This is a genomic window from Longimicrobium sp., from assembly GCF_036388275.1.
GTDB lineage: Bacteria > Gemmatimonadota > Gemmatimonadetes > Longimicrobiales > Longimicrobiaceae > Longimicrobium.
The window spans coordinates 81,603-97,150 of sequence record NZ_DASVSF010000103.1; the positions used below are offsets into that span (position 1 = coordinate 81,603).

13 protein-coding genes and 2 tRNA genes are annotated in these 15,548 nt (G+C 69.1%); 12 read left to right on the forward strand and 3 right to left on the reverse strand.

Annotated elements, in window-relative coordinates; all coding sequences use genetic code 11:
• Nucleotides 1-14 precede the first annotated feature (14 nt).
• From VF632_RS23285 to VF632_RS23295, 3 genes are all read left to right on the forward strand, one after another.
• Entirely contained in the window at nt 15-1,004 is a 990-nt protein-coding gene (locus VF632_RS23285) for a class I SAM-dependent methyltransferase (protein WP_331025335.1), read from the forward strand.
• 54 nt (nt 1,005-1,058) lie between these two features.
• A tRNA-Thr gene (locus tag VF632_RS23290) sits at nt 1,059-1,131 on the forward strand.
• 81 nt (nt 1,132-1,212) lie between these two features.
• A tRNA-Gly gene (locus VF632_RS23295) sits at nt 1,213-1,285 on the forward strand.
• Nucleotides 1,286-1,530: 245 nt separating this feature from the next.
• On the opposite strand, the gene VF632_RS23300 is transcribed toward VF632_RS23295, so the two are convergent.
• Together VF632_RS23300 and VF632_RS23305 are read right to left on the reverse strand one after the other, a co-directional pair.
• Nucleotides 1,531-1,995 (reverse strand): PIN domain-containing protein, encoded by a 465-nt coding sequence (locus VF632_RS23300; RefSeq protein ID WP_331025336.1) that lies wholly within the window; start codon nt 1,993-1,995, stop codon nt 1,531-1,533.
• Entirely contained in the window at nt 1,992-2,942 is a 951-nt protein-coding gene (locus VF632_RS23305; RefSeq protein ID WP_331025337.1) for a hypothetical protein, read from the reverse strand. Before VF632_RS23305 ends, VF632_RS23300 begins: the two co-directional genes overlap by 4 nt.
• A gap of 444 nt (nt 2,943-3,386) precedes the next feature.
• Between VF632_RS23305 and VF632_RS23310 the strand changes: the two genes are divergently transcribed.
• The 5 genes from VF632_RS23310 to VF632_RS23330 all read left to right on the forward strand — a co-directional run bounded on the left by VF632_RS23310 (nt 3,387) and on the right by VF632_RS23330 (nt 9,873).
• Nucleotides 3,387-3,812 (forward strand): hypothetical protein, encoded by a 426-nt coding sequence (locus VF632_RS23310; RefSeq protein WP_331025338.1) that lies wholly within the window; start codon nt 3,387-3,389, stop codon nt 3,810-3,812.
• A gap of 277 nt (nt 3,813-4,089) precedes the next feature.
• The gene (locus VF632_RS23315; protein WP_331025339.1) at nt 4,090-6,873 is read left to right on the forward strand and encodes a two-component regulator propeller domain-containing protein; all 2,784 of its coding nucleotides are present in this window, start codon (nt 4,090-4,092) and stop codon (nt 6,871-6,873) included.
• A gap of 130 nt (nt 6,874-7,003) precedes the next feature.
• Nucleotides 7,004-7,705, forward strand: coding sequence for a M23 family metallopeptidase (locus VF632_RS23320; RefSeq protein WP_331025340.1), 702 nt, complete (start codon nt 7,004-7,006; stop codon nt 7,703-7,705).
• A 230-nt stretch (nt 7,706-7,935) separates the two neighbouring features.
• The gene (locus tag VF632_RS23325; protein ID WP_331025341.1) at nt 7,936-9,078 is read left to right on the forward strand and encodes a type I restriction endonuclease; all 1,143 of its coding nucleotides are present in this window, start codon (nt 7,936-7,938) and stop codon (nt 9,076-9,078) included.
• Nucleotides 9,079-9,129: 51 nt separating this feature from the next.
• Complete coding sequence (locus VF632_RS23330; protein WP_331025342.1) at nt 9,130-9,873, forward strand: DUF4236 domain-containing protein; 744 nt, start codon at nt 9,130-9,132, stop codon at nt 9,871-9,873.
• A gap of 78 nt (nt 9,874-9,951) precedes the next feature.
• On the opposite strand, the gene VF632_RS23335 is transcribed toward VF632_RS23330, so the two are convergent.
• Complete coding sequence (locus tag VF632_RS23335; RefSeq protein ID WP_331025343.1) at nt 9,952-10,881, reverse strand: YwqG family protein; 930 nt, start codon at nt 10,879-10,881, stop codon at nt 9,952-9,954.
• Nucleotides 10,882-11,084: 203 nt separating this feature from the next.
• On the opposite strand from VF632_RS23335, the gene VF632_RS23340 reads away from it, so the two are divergent.
• The 4 genes from VF632_RS23340 to VF632_RS23355 form a co-directional block, all read left to right on the forward strand.
• Nucleotides 11,085-13,157, forward strand: coding sequence for a prolyl oligopeptidase family serine peptidase (locus tag VF632_RS23340; RefSeq protein ID WP_331025344.1), 2,073 nt, complete (start codon nt 11,085-11,087; stop codon nt 13,155-13,157).
• Nucleotides 13,158-13,223: 66 nt separating this feature from the next.
• Nucleotides 13,224-13,976: a carboxypeptidase regulatory-like domain-containing protein gene (locus VF632_RS23345; RefSeq protein WP_331025345.1), complete on the forward strand. Its 753-nt coding sequence runs from the start codon at nt 13,224-13,226 to the stop codon at nt 13,974-13,976.
• 157 nt (nt 13,977-14,133) lie between these two features.
• Entirely contained in the window at nt 14,134-14,880 is a 747-nt protein-coding gene (locus VF632_RS23350; RefSeq protein WP_331025346.1) for a hypothetical protein, read from the forward strand.
• A 509-nt stretch (nt 14,881-15,389) separates the two neighbouring features.
• Nucleotides 15,390-15,548: GTP-binding protein (locus VF632_RS23355; protein WP_331020782.1), on the forward strand; the 159-nt coding region annotated here is incomplete at its 3' end.

Sequence of the window (15,548 nt, forward strand, 5' to 3'; positions counted from 1 at the left end):
AATCCGGCTCCCCGATGACAATTCCCAGCGCAGTCGCGGAGCGAGCCCCCACGTGGGAAGAGGTCCCCGAATGCGGCGCGTGCGGGTCGGACCGCTGGCGCGCGGCGGGCCAGGTGTGCGGAAAGCGCTTCGCCCGCTGCGGGGCGTGCGGCATTGTGCGGCTGTACGACCGCGTGGCGGCCAGCCAGCTGCACCGGCTGTACGCCGGCTACTATCCGGGCGAGGACCCGTCGCCCGAGGAACTGCGGAGCCAGCTCGCCAATCCCACCTTCGCGCACCGCCGCACGAGGCTGGAGGCGGCGACGCCCCCGGCGCGCCGCCGCATCTTCGAGGTGGGATGCGGCGACGGCAATTTTCTGGCGTACCTGCGCGGCCAGGGGTGGCAGGTGCACGGCTCGGAGTACGATCCCGGTACGGTGGAGCTGGTCCGCCGGCGCCACGGCATCGAGCTCTTTGCGGGCGACGTGGTGGGCGGGACCTCGGCAGGCGCGCCGTTCGATGTGGTCGCGGCGTACCACGTCCTGGAGCACGTGTACCACCCCGCCGCGTGGCTGCGCGCGCTCAGGCGGATGGTGGCTCCGGGAGGCATCGTCCACCTGCAGGTGCCCAACCACGGCTCGCTCACCCGCAGGCTGACCGGCGCCGCATGGGCATCGGTGATGTTTCCGCAGCACGTGTACTTCTACTCGCCGCGGACGCTCGCCGCACTGCTGCGGCGCGAGGGCTTTGTGCCGCTGTCGACGACCACGTGGGACCCGTGGCACGGGCCGGGCACCGTCGCGGGTTCGCTGGTGAACGTCGTACGGAGGAGCACGGGGCGTGGGTTGCCCTGGTCGGACGCGCTCGGAGCGGGGGATCGGGCGGACGCCGCCGCCGTGGAGGTGCCGGCACGCCGTCCAAAGCTGGCGCGGCGGCTGCTGGACGGGGTGGCGGCGCGGGCTGCGCGCGTGGAGGCGCTGGCCGGCGCGGGGGCGGTGGTGGACGTGATCGCGAGGGCCGAGTAGCCGGGGTGCGGGGTAGTCAAAAGAGCGCGGCTCGATTAACTTCGTCCGCTGTCCGCCACCTTAGCTCAGTTGGTAGAGCACTCGATTTGTAATCGAAAGGTCGTCGGTTCGATCCCGACAGGTGGCTCTCTGGACGGAACGCCGCGGATTGCGGACGAGCCGGGGTTTCATTAGTTTTGTGTTCGCCGGCGCCCCAGCGCCGGTGTTTGCGGGAGTAGCTCAGTTGGTAGAGCGTCAGCCTTCCAAGCTGAATGTCGCCGGTTCGAGCCCGGTCTCCCGCTCTTGTAAGTGAAGGCCCCGGCACCATTCAGGTGCTGGGGCCTTCACTCATTTGAGACTCACCACCTCGCATGAACGAAACCAGCCACAGCGGGCGTAACTGGAACTCCCCTGTCGTGTGGTGCGGGTGATGCCAGATGAAGATCGAGGAGCGGCGGACATAGCAGCAGACGCCGCCGGACGGCCTACCTATATGCGGCTCGCTATCGTCACGCACGGGAACCACTTCACGCAGCGCCTGCTCGCCTCAGGCCAGATCGTCCCCGGCTAGTTCCGCGCGGTCGTGAAACACCAGCTTGAGCCGATCGCGTGCAACGAGTTGATAGTCGGTATCGTACGTCAGCAACGTGGCCCCCGCCGCCACAGCTACTGCCGCGACCCACAGCTTCCGGTCCGCTATCGCGTTCAGCGCGTTATCCAGCGCAGCGCCGATATCTGCGTACGCTGCAAGCACTGATTCATTGTTGATATCTACGACCACGAATTCCCGCAGCAGCGACTGCAGTTGAGCACGTTGTGTGTCCGTCCAGACGACGTGCCGACTCATCGAGAGTCGTCGCAGTTCACCAACTGTAGTAATGGCGATCAACGGCCGGTCCGGCCTATCGCGAAGATTGTATCGCGCGACAACCGCTTGTCCGATTGCATCTCCTTTTGCCACATGAACCACTAACCGCGTATCCAGAATGTGCAGTGCGCCGCTCGGCGTCATGTCTGCTCCAGCGCTGCGATTACATCATCTGCCGATTCTTCTCCTGGCCACTGCCCAAATATAGCATTGATCCCGGAATGGCTTCCTTGCAACCTGAACAGGTCGCGTGGATCAAGCCTCCGGTCCATGGGGCGAGGAATCTTTGAGAACATCGCCAGATCGTTCACGGTCGCGAGATCAAGGTGCGCGGCCTCTACGCGCAACGGCACGCCCGAAGGGCGGAAATGCACTGGCCCGGTAAGGACAACGGACTGGCCCCATAACTCGGGTAGGCGTGTGGCGGAAACCTCATCGGCGAGGAAACCACGAAGCCGCGTCTCGCCAGCGTCCTGAAGTATCAAGGTGAATGCCCGATCGCTGTAGCGGATCGCGTCGAGAACCCCTGCGAGCCTAGCTTGTCGGGGCGGCGGGGTCCGGTTGTGCAGCCGCTCGACTCGATGCAGGCCCGACGGGTCGATCACCACGACAGGACTGTCTGACCGGCCATTCGTGATCCGGACCGATTCTACTCCCGCAGTAAACAGCGGCGCGAACCGTTCGAAAACGCGGAGCAGCGGCGCGTCGAATGCGTCGCTGTCTGCCCGCCCCTCAAGCGCGTCGTCCAATCCACGGCTCAGAAGGGACATGGCAGTCTCATCACCGATCGGGCGATCATCCTGAGTCAGGTCCAATCCGTACTGCCCGAAGCGATCAGGGCTCGTCTCACCCAGTGTAGGGGCCACGATCCGCAATCCGGGGAAGTCCTCAGCAATGAGCACTGAGAAATCGGCGGCTTGATTCAACCAGGCGGGCTGGGTACCCCGGGCCACACTCAGCCCCTCAACTTGGAGCCGAACGGCCCCTTTGGCGCTCGTGTAGAGAGCGTGAATCAACTGCTGCGTAATGGTCGCAGGAAGCCCGAAGTGACGGGCCGTTGAGCTCTCCAACTCTACCCGGTACTCTGCCATGTACTATTCTCTCGACGGGGTTCGGCTGTCACGCCGTCTGATCATACACCGCCAATCGCGATTCGTCACGCTCTCAGTGTGCTTATTAGTCCGAGCCTGGAGGCCCTACTTTGCTGATCGACGTTTCGGCTCCGCCGTTACCCGGTCCATCGCAGGCATCTTCGAATCATAGGCGCGCCAGCTATCCTGCGCCAGCGTCGTGCCGGCCTGTGTATGGCGGGAAGGATGCCCGCCGGATTCCAAGCGAACAGCCGGCGATCGTCGAGTGGTTTCGCGGGAGCGATGGGTTAGCGCGGTAGGCACCGTTCCAGCCGCGATGCAGTCCGGCGCGGACCCGCTACGGACCTCGGCCCGGAGATCGCGTAGCGATAATCCACGGTTCGACAGCCGCCTACGAATCCCACGGCACTTCGCCGCGATTTACCGTCACGGAGGACATCGGATATGCGAAAATTGCTGATGATCGCGGCTTGTGGAGCGCTGGCCGCCTGCGCCTCGAACTCGCCGCGCGTGATCTCGGCCCCGGCCCAGGCAGGCGCCCTCGACTGCGCCATGCGGACCATGGCTGGCCTGGGCTACAACCCCATCCAGGGCGGAGTGGCCGACGGATACATCAAGTTCGACCGGTTCCGCGGATCGAACACCGGCCAGCGCGCCGCGGCCGCGCTCCCCGGCGTGGGCCGACCCACGGATGGCGACTACGTGCTGGTGAGCACCGCGGCCAACATGTTCCGCGTTTCCGTGTCGGCCTACAAGATGATCAACGGAGCGACGCGCACGTACGGGCCCAGCAGCGAGGCCGTGGGGCACGGCGAGATGCTCGTGGCCACGTGCGCGAACCCGGCGGCGGCCCAGCCCGGCTCGCGCTGACACGCGTCTGCCGGCAACGCGAAGCCCCGGTGCCGCTCAGGTGCCGGGGCTTCTTCGTCTGCGCGGACGCCGTGTCGCGGGGCGCCGCGATCCGCTACTTTGATGCGACCCGCGACAAAGCTTTCTTCCCCCTGGTCCCGTGCCCCTCCGGATGCCATCCCTCCGCGTCCGCAAACCCCTCGCTTGGATGAGGCCACCCGCCGGATCGTGGTCGCGCGGGTTCGCCGCGGCCCTGCTCGCCGCATCCCACGCCGCCGCGCAGCCTTCACGTTCCCCCGTGGAAGCTCCACCCCGCTTCACCATCACGGGGTGGAGTACGGAGCACGGCCTTCCCTCAAACGTCGCCCGCGACATCCGCCAGACGCCGGACGGCTACCTGTGGCTCGCCTCGTTCGAGGGGCTGGTGCGCTTCGATGGCGTCGCGTTCCGTTCCTTTGCCGAGGCCGAGATCCCGGGGCTGGCCCGCGCCAGCTTCCGGCGCCTGGCCGTGGACCGGCGGGGCGCGCTGTGGGCGGCGAGCGAAACGGGCGGCGTCGTCCGGTGGGCGGGGGGCGAGTGGAAAGTGTTCACCACCCGCGACGGGCTGACGAGTGACCGGGTGACCGCGCTGCTCCCCGATCCCGACGGGTCGATGTGGGTGGGCACGCGCGCCGGCGTCAGCCGCATCGCCGGCGACCGGGTGACACGGCTGGCGCTCCCTGCGGGAGAGCCGGAGCCGGCGGCCACCGCACTGGCGCTGGACGGCGAGGGCGGGCTGTGGATCGGCACGGTCGCGTCGGGCGTGCTTCGGCACCGCGGGGGCGCGCTGACGCGGATCACGCGCCGCGACGGGCTGGGGGATGATCGTGTGACGGCGTTGCGCACGGATGGCGAGGGCGCGGTGTGGGTGGGGACTTTCGCCGGTGTGGCGCAGATCCACCAAGGCCGGGTCACCCGTCCGGGGGCGGCGAGCACCGCGCGTCCATCCCCCGTCAACGACCTGCTGCAGGACCCGGACGGCGCCTGGTGGCTGGCGGCGGACAATGGGCTCTTCCGCCTCCAAGGCGACCGGATTACCCCCGTGCCGCGGCCGGACGGCGAGGCGTTCACCCAGGTGGAGGGGCTGAGCGCCGACCGCGAGGGGAACGTGTGGATCGGCTCGCGCCAGGGCGGACTCTTCCGCCTGCGCAGGCCCACCGTACGCATGCTCACCAGCCGCGAGGGCCTGCCCCACGACTTCGCCGCCGCCATCACCGGCGACGGCGGGGGCGGGGCGTGGATCGCTACGCGCGGCGGCGTCGTCCATCGGTCCGCCTCGGGCTCGGTCGCGTACACCCGGGCCAGCGGGGCGCTGCGCGATGACGTGGCGCGCGACGTCCTGCGCGACCGGGCCGGCGACGTGTGGGTCGCCACCAACAGCGGCCTCACGCGGCTGCGGGGCGGGGGCGCGACCACGTACACCGTGCGCGAGGGGCTTCCCGACGACCGCGTGCGGGTGCTGCTGGAGGACCGCGCCGGCGCGCTGTGGGTGGGCACGTACAACGGCCTCGCGCGGCTGGCGGGCGGAAAATGGACGCACTTCGGTCCGCGGCAGGGGCTGCCCGACGGCTACGTGCTTTCCCTTCACCAGGACCGGGGCGGCACGCTCTGGGTGGGCACACAGTCCGCCGGGCTCTTTCGGCTGGATGGCGCGCGCTTTGTCCCCGGCCCCGCCGCGCTCGCCGCGCAGCCGGTCTTCCGCATGATGGACGACGCGGACGGCACGCTGTGGGTGGGAACCTCGCGCGGGCTGGCGCGCCTCCGAGGCGGTCAGGTGGCGCTCTTCACCACGCGCAACGGGCTTCACGGGAATACCGTGTTCCAGGCGCTGGACGACGATGCGGGCGCGCTCTGGCTAACGGGGCCGTGGGGGATCGCCCGGGTGCCGCGGCGCGACCTGGAAGCCGTGGGCGCGGGCCGGGCGCGGATGGTGAACGGCAATGCCTTCGGCATCAGCGACGGGCTGGCGGCGCGGGAGGTCTCGTCCATCGGCGGGGCGTGGCGCGCTCCGGACGGCGTGCTTTACTTTCCGACACCGGCCGGCGTGGCGCTGATCGATCCCCGCCGGCTGCTGCGCAACGCGGTGCCGCTGCAGGCGCTGATCGAGCGCGTGGTCACCAGCGACGGCGAGTCCAGCGGCGCGCGGGACGTGGTCGCCGCGCCCGGCCGGCACCGGCTGGAGATCCACTTCACCGCGCCCAGCTTCGTGTCGCCGGACGAGCTGCGGTTCCGCTACCGACTGGAGGGGTTCGACGGCGGGTGGGTGGACGGCGGCACGCGTCGCGCCGCGTTCTACACCAACGTGCCGCCGGGCAGCTACCGCTTTCGCGTGCAGGTGCGCAACGAGGACGGTGTCTGGAGCGGGAACACGGCATCGGTGTCGCTGCGTCTTCGGCCCTACTTCTGGCAGACGCGGTGGTTCTACGCCCTGGCCATCCTCCTGCTGGCGGCTGCCATCTTCGGGCTGCACCGGCTGCGGGTACGGGCTGCGGAGTTCGCCTCGCGGGAGGAGGTGCTGCGCGCCATGTCACTACGCGACGAGCTGACCGGCCTCTACAACCGCCGCGGCCTGCTGGCGCTGGCGGAGCAGCAGATCCATACGTCGGTGCGGCTGCGCGTGGGTTTTCACGTGCTGTTCGTAGACCTGGACCACCTCAAGCACATCAACGACACCCTGGGCCACGCGCAGGGCGACCAGGCGCTGCGCGACGCCGCCGGGCTGCTTCGCTCCACCTTCCGAAAGTCCGACGTGGTGGCGCGCCTGGGCGGCGACGAGTTCGCCGTGCTGGTGATCGGCCGCACGCCCGGCGACGCGTCGCCGCGGGGCGCGGAGGTCGCCATCGCGCGGCTGTACGACGCCATCGAGCACCACCTCGCCACCGTGCGCCGGCCCTACACCCTGTCGATGAGCGTCGGGGCCAGCCACTTCGATCCCGAGGCGCCGGCCACGCTGGAGGCCCTTCTCCAGCAGGCGGATGAGCAGATGTACGCCGACAAGCGCGTCCGCTCCGGCGCGCGCGCCACGCCCGGCCTCCCCGGCTGAGCCGCGCCGCGCGGAAGCACGTGTAGGTTATTGCCCGGCATCGCGTTAGATTGATTGCGGCCCTGGCGCGCGATGTGCCCCCGCCGGCCGGAAACCTTTCCGGCAAGCCATTCGTGCGGTCGGTGCCATCATGCGAAGCTCCCGGTTCCTGCTGCCCTTTTCACTCGGGGCGATCTCGATGCTCGGGCTGGTGCTCGCCGTCACCTGGTCCGCCCCCGACACGCTGGACCGCCTTCACGCGGCCCTCGGCTACCAGCACCCACCGTCTGCCGCCGCCTCCAAGGTGCCCGCGGCGACTCCGCCAGTCGCCGAGCCTCGCGTTGCCATCGCGGTCCCGCCGGCCGTACCCGCCGGACCGCCTCCCTCGCCAGCCGAAATAGTGCTGCCCGCGGCCGTTCCCGGGAACGCGCTGGAACTGCTGATCCCCGTGCAGGGCGTGCTGGCCGCGAGCCTGGTAAATACGTACGACCAGGCACGCGGACAGGGCCGGCGCCACGACGCCATCGACATCATGGCGCCGCGCGGCACGCCGGTCCTGGCGTCGTCGGACGGAGTGGTGATGAAGCTGTTCCGGAGCGTCCGCGGCGGCATCACGCTCTACGAGCTGGCGCCCGACCGGCGCACCATCTACTACTACGCGCACCTGGACCGCTACGCGCCGGGGATGGCGGAGGGCAGGGCGCTGCGCCGCGGCGAGGTGCTGGGGTACGTGGGCGATACCGGCGACGCCGTGCCCGGCAACTATCACCTGCACTTCGAAGTGTCGACCACGGCGGATCCCAAGAAGTACTGGGGTGGCGTGCCCCAGAACCCGCATCCCCTGCTGCGGTAGCGCTAGGATTGCTCCCGCTCCTGGCGGGCGCGACGTGAATGCAACGGCGCCGCCGCCCCCTTCGCGGGGGCGGCGGCGCTTCGTCGTATCCGATCTGGCCTGGCTGGACCTCTTGGGCTATCGCGATCGGGGAAATTCGAGCGATGGGACCGACAACGTTGCAGAGATGGAGGCGCTCCCGGGTGCCTTCCGCCGTCTGATCGCGATCCCCCGAACCCTCCGCACAACGCATGTCTGATGATTTCCGCGCCTCGCTGATTGCCCACGCCAGGATCGCCATCGATCGATCCGGCCGAGCGGCGACAGAAGCCGCCACGAACCAGTATCTCGTCCTCCCCTTCATCCAGTTCCTGGGATACGATCCGCTGGACCCCGACGAGGTGGTGCCCGAGTCGCACGCGTCGTTCTCCGACAAGTTCAAGAACCGGGTGGACTACGCGATCTGCCAGGCCGGAACGCCGGTGATCGCGATCGAGTGCAAGAAGGTCGGCGCGTTGAGCGAGGCCAACCGCGGGGAGCTGAAGGGCTACTTCAACGCCGTGCCTACGGTGAAGCTCGGGATCCTGACGGATGGCTTGGTCTACCAGCTCTATACCGACACGGGGCTGGAGAACATGATGGACGACCAGCCGTTCGCCATCCTGAACCTGGCGGACGTGGCGGAAGAGCGGGTGAGCGATACCGAGCTCGACGCGCTGCTCCGCGTGCGGAAGGGCACCTTCAACCCCGCCAACGTGGGGTCCGATGCTCGCCGCAAGATCTACGTGGGCGCGTACATGGACGCGCTCGACAAGGCGCTGTCGGACCCGGACGAGCGCTTCGTGCGCACCCTGCTGGACATGGCCAACATCGAGGGCCGGCGCACCACGAAGATGGTGGAGGAGCACGCGCCAATCGTCCGCGAAGCCGCGCAGGCCCTGCTGGACCGGAAGATCCTCGCCCGCGTGGGCTTCGCCGAACGGACGGACCTGGTGCGCGTGCCCGACGTAGTCGCCGCGCCCGTGCCAGCGGCGGAACCGGGGGAGCCTGCCCCAGCCGCCACGAACAGCACTGGCGTCGTCACCACGGACGTGGAGGTGCGGGTGAGGGACTACGTGCGCACCCGCCTGCCGTTCCTGATCGCGGGAGATGAAGAGCTGTTCGCGAAGCTGGGCAACATATCGAGCGTGGATTACAAGACGGTCTACTGCGTCTTCTACAAGCAGGAGCGGAAGGGCCGGATCTTCAACTTCTGGGAAAACCGCGGTCCCGCGCCATACCGGTTCGAGTTCCCGGCTGCGGATGGCAACGTGAGCGTCGAAACCGACAACCTCGCCGACATCGACGCGCACCTCCTCTCCACGTTCCGCCGCCGCGTCGAGGAGATGGGCTGAGGCAGGCGCGGTACGGTTGGATCGGAGCACCCCTTCCAACACGGCGGCTTTATGGCATTCCGATTCAGAAAAAGCTTCAGGATCGCGCCGGGCGTGCGCATCAACGTGTCGACGTCGGGGCTGAGCACCACGCTGGGCCCCCGCGGGATGAGCGTCACCAAGGGAAAGCGCGGCACCTTCCTGAACGCGGGGATTCCGGGGACTGGGGTGAGCACGCGTGGCCGGCTCGGCGGCGGCGACTCGCTCACGGGCGGCGGTGACGAGGGCAAGGCGAGCGGCTGCGGCTGCGTGGGAGCCGGCGTCGCGGGGTTCTTCCTGCTGGTGCTCGCCGGCATGTGCGGCGACGCCACTCCACCCCACGCGCCGTACCCCGGCTACACGCCCGCGTACCGCCAATCATCCTCGGCCTACTCGGGCAGCGACAACGAAGGGGCATACACAGGCTCACGCGACGACTTCTACGTCCACGGCTCGATGAACGTACGGTCGCAGCCGAACAAGCATGCCGCCGTGGTCCGCACGCTCTCCCGGGGCGATCAGGTTACGCTTGGGGCCAAGGATGCGAACGGCTGGGCGCCGCTGTTCGACTACGCAGGCCGGCAGACGGGATATGTCTACCGGGCCAGCGACCTGGTGCGAACCCAGGCGCCCGCCGTGCGGTCCGCGGCAACCAACGGATACTCCCGCCGATCGAGCGCCGAGTCGCGCGGCTACTACACCGGCCCGCGGGGCGGCTGCTACACCTACAGCGCCTCCGGACGCAAGCGGTACGTAGACCGTTCCTACTGCAATTGAGGCGTAAGGGCAGGCCAGCAGCAATCAGGTCGCAGCCCTATCGGGAGGCATAGCGCTGGGTGGCAGAAAGAGCGGAGGCTACGTGCAGTCCCAGTGGAAGATGACGTTCGAGAAGTCGCGCATCAGCAGATCGCGGCGGCGGATCATGAACACCGCCTCGCCGAGGTCGCCCCACATCAGGTTGGGGTCCGATGTGAGCCGCAGCAGCGTCCGATCGAAGTCGTCGAACCGGCCGGGTCCGCGGAAGTCGTATTGCGTGTAGACCGGGTGGCCGCCTACGTGGTGCACTTCCGGTGTCGGGTTGTGTTCGTACGCGAGATCATCGATCTCGTCGATCCCTGGCCGCCGAAGCTGGCCCTTCAGGTGCTCGCCGATGCGCCAATCGGTGGGATCCGGCCGGTGTACCGCCGCTCGCCCGGCCAGCGGCAGTCCCGATTCGCGGATCTCCATTCGCCGCCATGGGGCAAGATCGTCGGTCCGCGCTGGCGGAGGGCAGAGGCGCCCACCCTCCAGCCCGTCCGGGCGCCAGATGACCCGAACCCGGCCGCGGGTGAGATCGTCGTAGTCGGCGCCATACACGTCGTCACCGCCGATGAAGAACTGCAGCAGCCCCGCCTCCGGAAAGTCGGGCAGCGGCGGCAGCTCCGCGAAATCCATCTGCGCCACGAATTCCAGCGGAGCGCCGCTTTCATCCGTCGGCCACGCCTCGTCGTCCTTCAGCCAGACGGGCCCGCCGAGGCGCGTGCCCCCCGCCTTCACCGGCCGCTCCGATGCAGGCAGCAGCTCCACGGCCGGCAGAGCGAGCGAGGCGAACCAAACCTTGAATTCCTCGATTTCCTCGGGCCTCACCGGTGACTGGTCGGGGTTCTCCGCCTCGTGTTTGGCGTGGTGCCGGGCTCTCTGCGCGTCTACCCTGGACTGGGCGCGGCGCTCGCGAATCCACCCGGCGATCCGAACAGCGACCGCGATGCCCGCGACCAGCATCAGAACGAAGATGTAGAGATTCACGTCGGGGGTGTGGCGAGAGTCTGCAGGCCAGGATGGGGGGCGGTCCGGCACGTTAGGATGGCGCGCCAGCCGGTGTCAATCAATCCCCGCATCGGTGGCGTCCGCGCGCCTGGACGGTAACCACTGGCACCCATGGGCCTGCCCGCTTCATATTGCGAGCGATCCCATCCGGACCAGGGACCGTCACCCCGGAGAATCGCATCATGAAGTTGCGCAACGCACTCGTGCTCGGCCTGCTGCTTCCCGCCGCCCCGCTTGTGGCCCAGCAGCCCGAAGACCCGTTCCAGTGGCTGGAAGACGTGGAGGGCGCACGCTCGATGGAGTGGGTGCAGGCCCACAACCGCGCCACGACCGACGAGCTGGAGGCGCACCCCGCCTACCGCCCCATCTACGACCGCACGCTGCAGATCCTGAACTCGCGCGAGCGCATCGCCTTTCCCGACGTGCGCGGCGAGTGGATCTACAACTTTTGGCAGGACCAGGAGAAGCCGCGCGGCGTGTGGCGCCGAACCCGCTGGGACAGCTACCTGAGCGCCACGCCGCAGTGGGAAACGGTGCTGGACGTGGACTCGCTCTCCCGTGCCGAGTCGGTGGCCTGGTCATGGGCCGGCGCCAGCTGCCTGGAGCCGCAGGAGCGCCTGTGCCTGGTGCGCCTGTCGCGCGGCGGTGCCGACGCCGTGCAGGTGCGCGAGTTCGACACGCAGGCCAGGCGCTTCGTGGAGGGCGGCTTCTTCCTTCCCGAGGCCAAGCAGAGCATCGCCTGGCGCGGCGCCGACGCGCTGATCGTGGGGCGCGACTTCGGCGAGGGAACCATGACCACCTCCGGCTATCCGCGCAGCGTACGCCTGTGGCGCCGCGGCACGCCGCTGCAGTCCGCCACCACGCTGATGGAGGTGCCGGCCACGGACATGGGCGTGTGGGCCACGTCCATCCGCACCGCCGACCGCACCTGGTACGCGGTTTCGCACCGGCCCAGCTTCTTCGAGGGAACCATGCACCTGCTGCAGGGCGACCGGCTGGTGAAGCTGGACCTGCCGCTGGACGCCGACGTGTCGCTGGTGCGCGACCAGATGGCCGTGTACCTGCGCTCGCCCTGGCAGGCGGGGGGCACCACCCACCCCGCCGGGTCGCTCATCGCCATGCCCATCGACCGATTCCTCGCCGGGCAGCGCAACTTCCAGGTGGTGGTGCAGCCCGGTGAGCGCTCCACCATCCAGGACGTTTCTGCCACGCGCGACTTCCTGCTGGTGAGCATGCTGAACAACGTGCGCGGCGAGCTGCGCAAGTTCTCGCTCCGCGACGGCCGCTGGACGGGCGAAACGGTGCCCGCGTCGGGGGTGGGAAGCGTGGGCGTGGCGTCGACGTCGCCCGACCACAACCGCTTCTTCTTTTCCTTCACCGGCTTTACCCAGCCCACCACGCTCTTCCTTTCCGACGAGCGCGGCGTGCGCGAGGTGCGGCGCCTGCCGGCCATGTTCAACGCCGCCGGCCTGGTGACCGAGCAGTTTGAGGCCACCTCCAAGGACGGCACCCGCGTTCCGTACTTCGTGGTCCGGAAGGAAGGCGTGGCGCTGGACGGCACCAATCCCACGCTGCTGTACGCGTACGGCGGCTTCGAGGCGGCGCAGACGCCGAGCTACAACGCCACGGTGGGCGCGGCCTGGCTGGAGCGCGGGGGCGTGTACGTGCTGGCCAACATCCGCGGCGGCGGCGAGTTCGGGCCGGCGTGGCACCGCGCCGGGCTGAAGGAGAACCGCCAGCGCGTGTACGACGACTTCATCGCCGTCGCCGAGGACCTGGTCACGCGGCGCATCACCACGCCCCGGCGGCTGGGGATCATGGGCGGCAGCAACGGCGGGCTCCTGGTGGGCGTGGCGCTCACGCAGCGCCCCGAGCTGTTCAACGCCGTCGTGGTGCAGGTGCCGCTGCTCGACATGCGGCGCTACAACAAGCTGCTGGCGGGCGCCAGCTGGATGGCGGAATACGGCAACCCCGACGTGCCGGAGGAGTGGGCGTACATCAGCCGGTACTCGCCCTACCAGAACGTGCGCGCCGGGCAGCGCTACCCCCGCGTGCTGTTCACCACCACCACGCGCGACGACCGCGTGCACCCGGGACATGCCCGCAAGATGGCCGCGCTGATGGAATCCATGGGCTACCCCGTGTACTACTTCGAAAACACGGAGGGCGGCCACGGCTCCGGGGTCACCAGCGAGCAGCGCGCGCGCACCCTGGCCATCACCTACACCTACCTGCTGAAGCGCCTGGCCGACTGAGGCCAGGGATGGGAACCCCGCCACCGCGGGGTTCCCACGCGCGTTCCCTCGCGAACAGGAGCGCAGATGAAGCTCTCACCCCTTCTCGTGGCCGCCGCGATCCTCCTGGCGCCCGCCCTGGCATCCGCCCAGCCAGTGCAGGGGCGGCTGATCGCGCGCGAAACGGACGAGCCGGTGCGCGGCGGGACGGTGCACCTGATGGCGGATTCGCAGGTGGTGGCGCAGGCGCAAACGGACTCGGCGGGCGCGTTCGCGCTGCAGGCACCGCGCCCGGGAAACTACTGGCTGCTGGCAACCGCACCCGGATTCCAGGCGTCGGAGACGGACGTGTTCGCCGTCGGCGCGGCCGGCGCGCGGGTGAGGTTCATGATCGGGCGGCCGATGATCGGGCTGGACACGGTGACGGCCGTGGCGCCGGGGGTGGAGGACCGGCTGTGGTACGGGGGATTCCACCAGCGGCGGGGTGAGAACCAGGGCGGCCGGTTCATCACCCACGAGCAGATCGAGCGCCAGCGGTACGGGCAGGTGCAGGACATCCTGCGCCAGGTGCCGGGCCTGGAGGTGCAGATCGGCCCGCGGCCGAATTTCAGCGACTCGCGGCTGATGCGGGTGCGGCTTCGCCAGGCGCTCAGCTTTCGAGACTGCTGGAGCATCTTCTACCTGAACGGAATGCGGGTGGAGTCGGAATCGGTGCAGAACCTGGACCCCACGGAGATCGAGGGGATCGAGATCTACACCAACGGCGCCGTCCCCGCGCAGTTCAACTCGTCCATGGGCGCGGCCTGCGGCGTGATCGCAATCTGGACCCGGGCGCGCTGAGCGGACGCGGGAGCGTTCCCTCGGGCCGAAACCTTCCTCCCTGCATCAGCGTACCTTCGCGAGCCTACGGCCGCCTTTCAGCGCGTTCGGCGGACCGCTATCATCCAGTCCGCCGCCGTCCCTGGCGACGAGGAACCGTCCAACGCCGCGAAATCCCGTGAACCTGACCCATATGCGCAACCCGATGCTGTCCGCGACGGCCGTGCTGCTGCTGGCCGCGTGCGGCGGCGACGGCGGCGAGGCCACCGCGAAGCCCGCATCCGACTCGGCGGCGCCAGCCGTGACCTCGCCCGCGCCCGCCATCACCGCCGACTCGGCCGGCGGTCTCGTCGGCGCGCCGACCGGATCGACCGGTGCATCGCCGGTGTTCGTGCCCCAGTCCGGCGCGCCGCCCGCGGGCACGGCGCCCCAGCCCGCGGCGGAGGCCCCCAAGGCTGTGCCCAAGGAGCGCATCCAGGCGCCGGCCCCGCCGCCGCCCAACGTCGAGGTGAAGGGGCCCGTCAGCCCCGAGGCCATCAGCGGCTACCGGCTGAGCATGGACAAGATCCGGCAGATGCGGCAGGCGGGGCTCAACCTGGCCGCGCTGCAGCGGGAGCATCCCGAACTGCGCGGGCAGATGCAGATGGAGGGGCCGCCTGACCCCAACCGCATGTACGAACGCCTGAACAGCATTCCCCAGGCGCGCGCCGCGGTGGAGCGCTCCGGGATGTCCACGCGCGACTACACGATCGGCATGGGCGCGCTGATGCAGGGCGTGATCGTGCACCAGATGCGCAAGCGCGGCATGAACCCGCCGGTGCAGGCCAACGAGGCCAACGTGGAGTTCATCGCCGCGAACGAGACGGAGATCATGCAGCTGCTCACCTCGGCCGCGGCGCAGGCAGGCGCGATGCCGCGCCCCTGAAAGCTCGTCAACGGCGCAGGGGTACAGAGGAACAGAGAACAGCCAGAGATACGGAGGACACCCGTCTTCCTCTGTGTTTCTGGCTGTTCTCTGTATGTCTGTACTCTCGCTGTTGTATCGTTGGACAGTTGTGCCCATTCGTGCGGCCCGTGGCGGGAGAAAAATGGGGCTTGCGGCTGGCGGCGGACGGGGCAGTATTGGGTCCGCTCCGCCCATGGGGGGCGGGGTGGGGAACAGCGGCGGCGAGGGCGCCCGGGGGTTGACTCCCCGCGGCACCTGCGATACATTGCTCGTCTTGCCTTCTGCCGGGAGTAGTGTATTCGCACGACCTTGGGTCGCGCGGGCGCACGGCGGGAGGAGACAACTGGCGAGCCTTCGCGGGGGGAGTAGCGCGACGGCTCGCGGTTCGGCGTTCGGGCCCTGATGGCCCGAAACCGGGGGAGCTCTTCGCGCAGCCCGCTGCCGCGCTCCCACTCGATTCAACCATCCGGATCGGACCGACAAGGGAAATGGCCAAGGCTAAGTTCGAGCGCAACAAGCCGCACGTGAACGTGGGCACCATCGGGCACGTGGACCACGGCAAGACCACGCTGACGGCCGCGATCACGCGGATCCAGGCGGCCCAGGGGCTCGCCGACTTCATCAGCTTCGACAACATCGACAAGGCT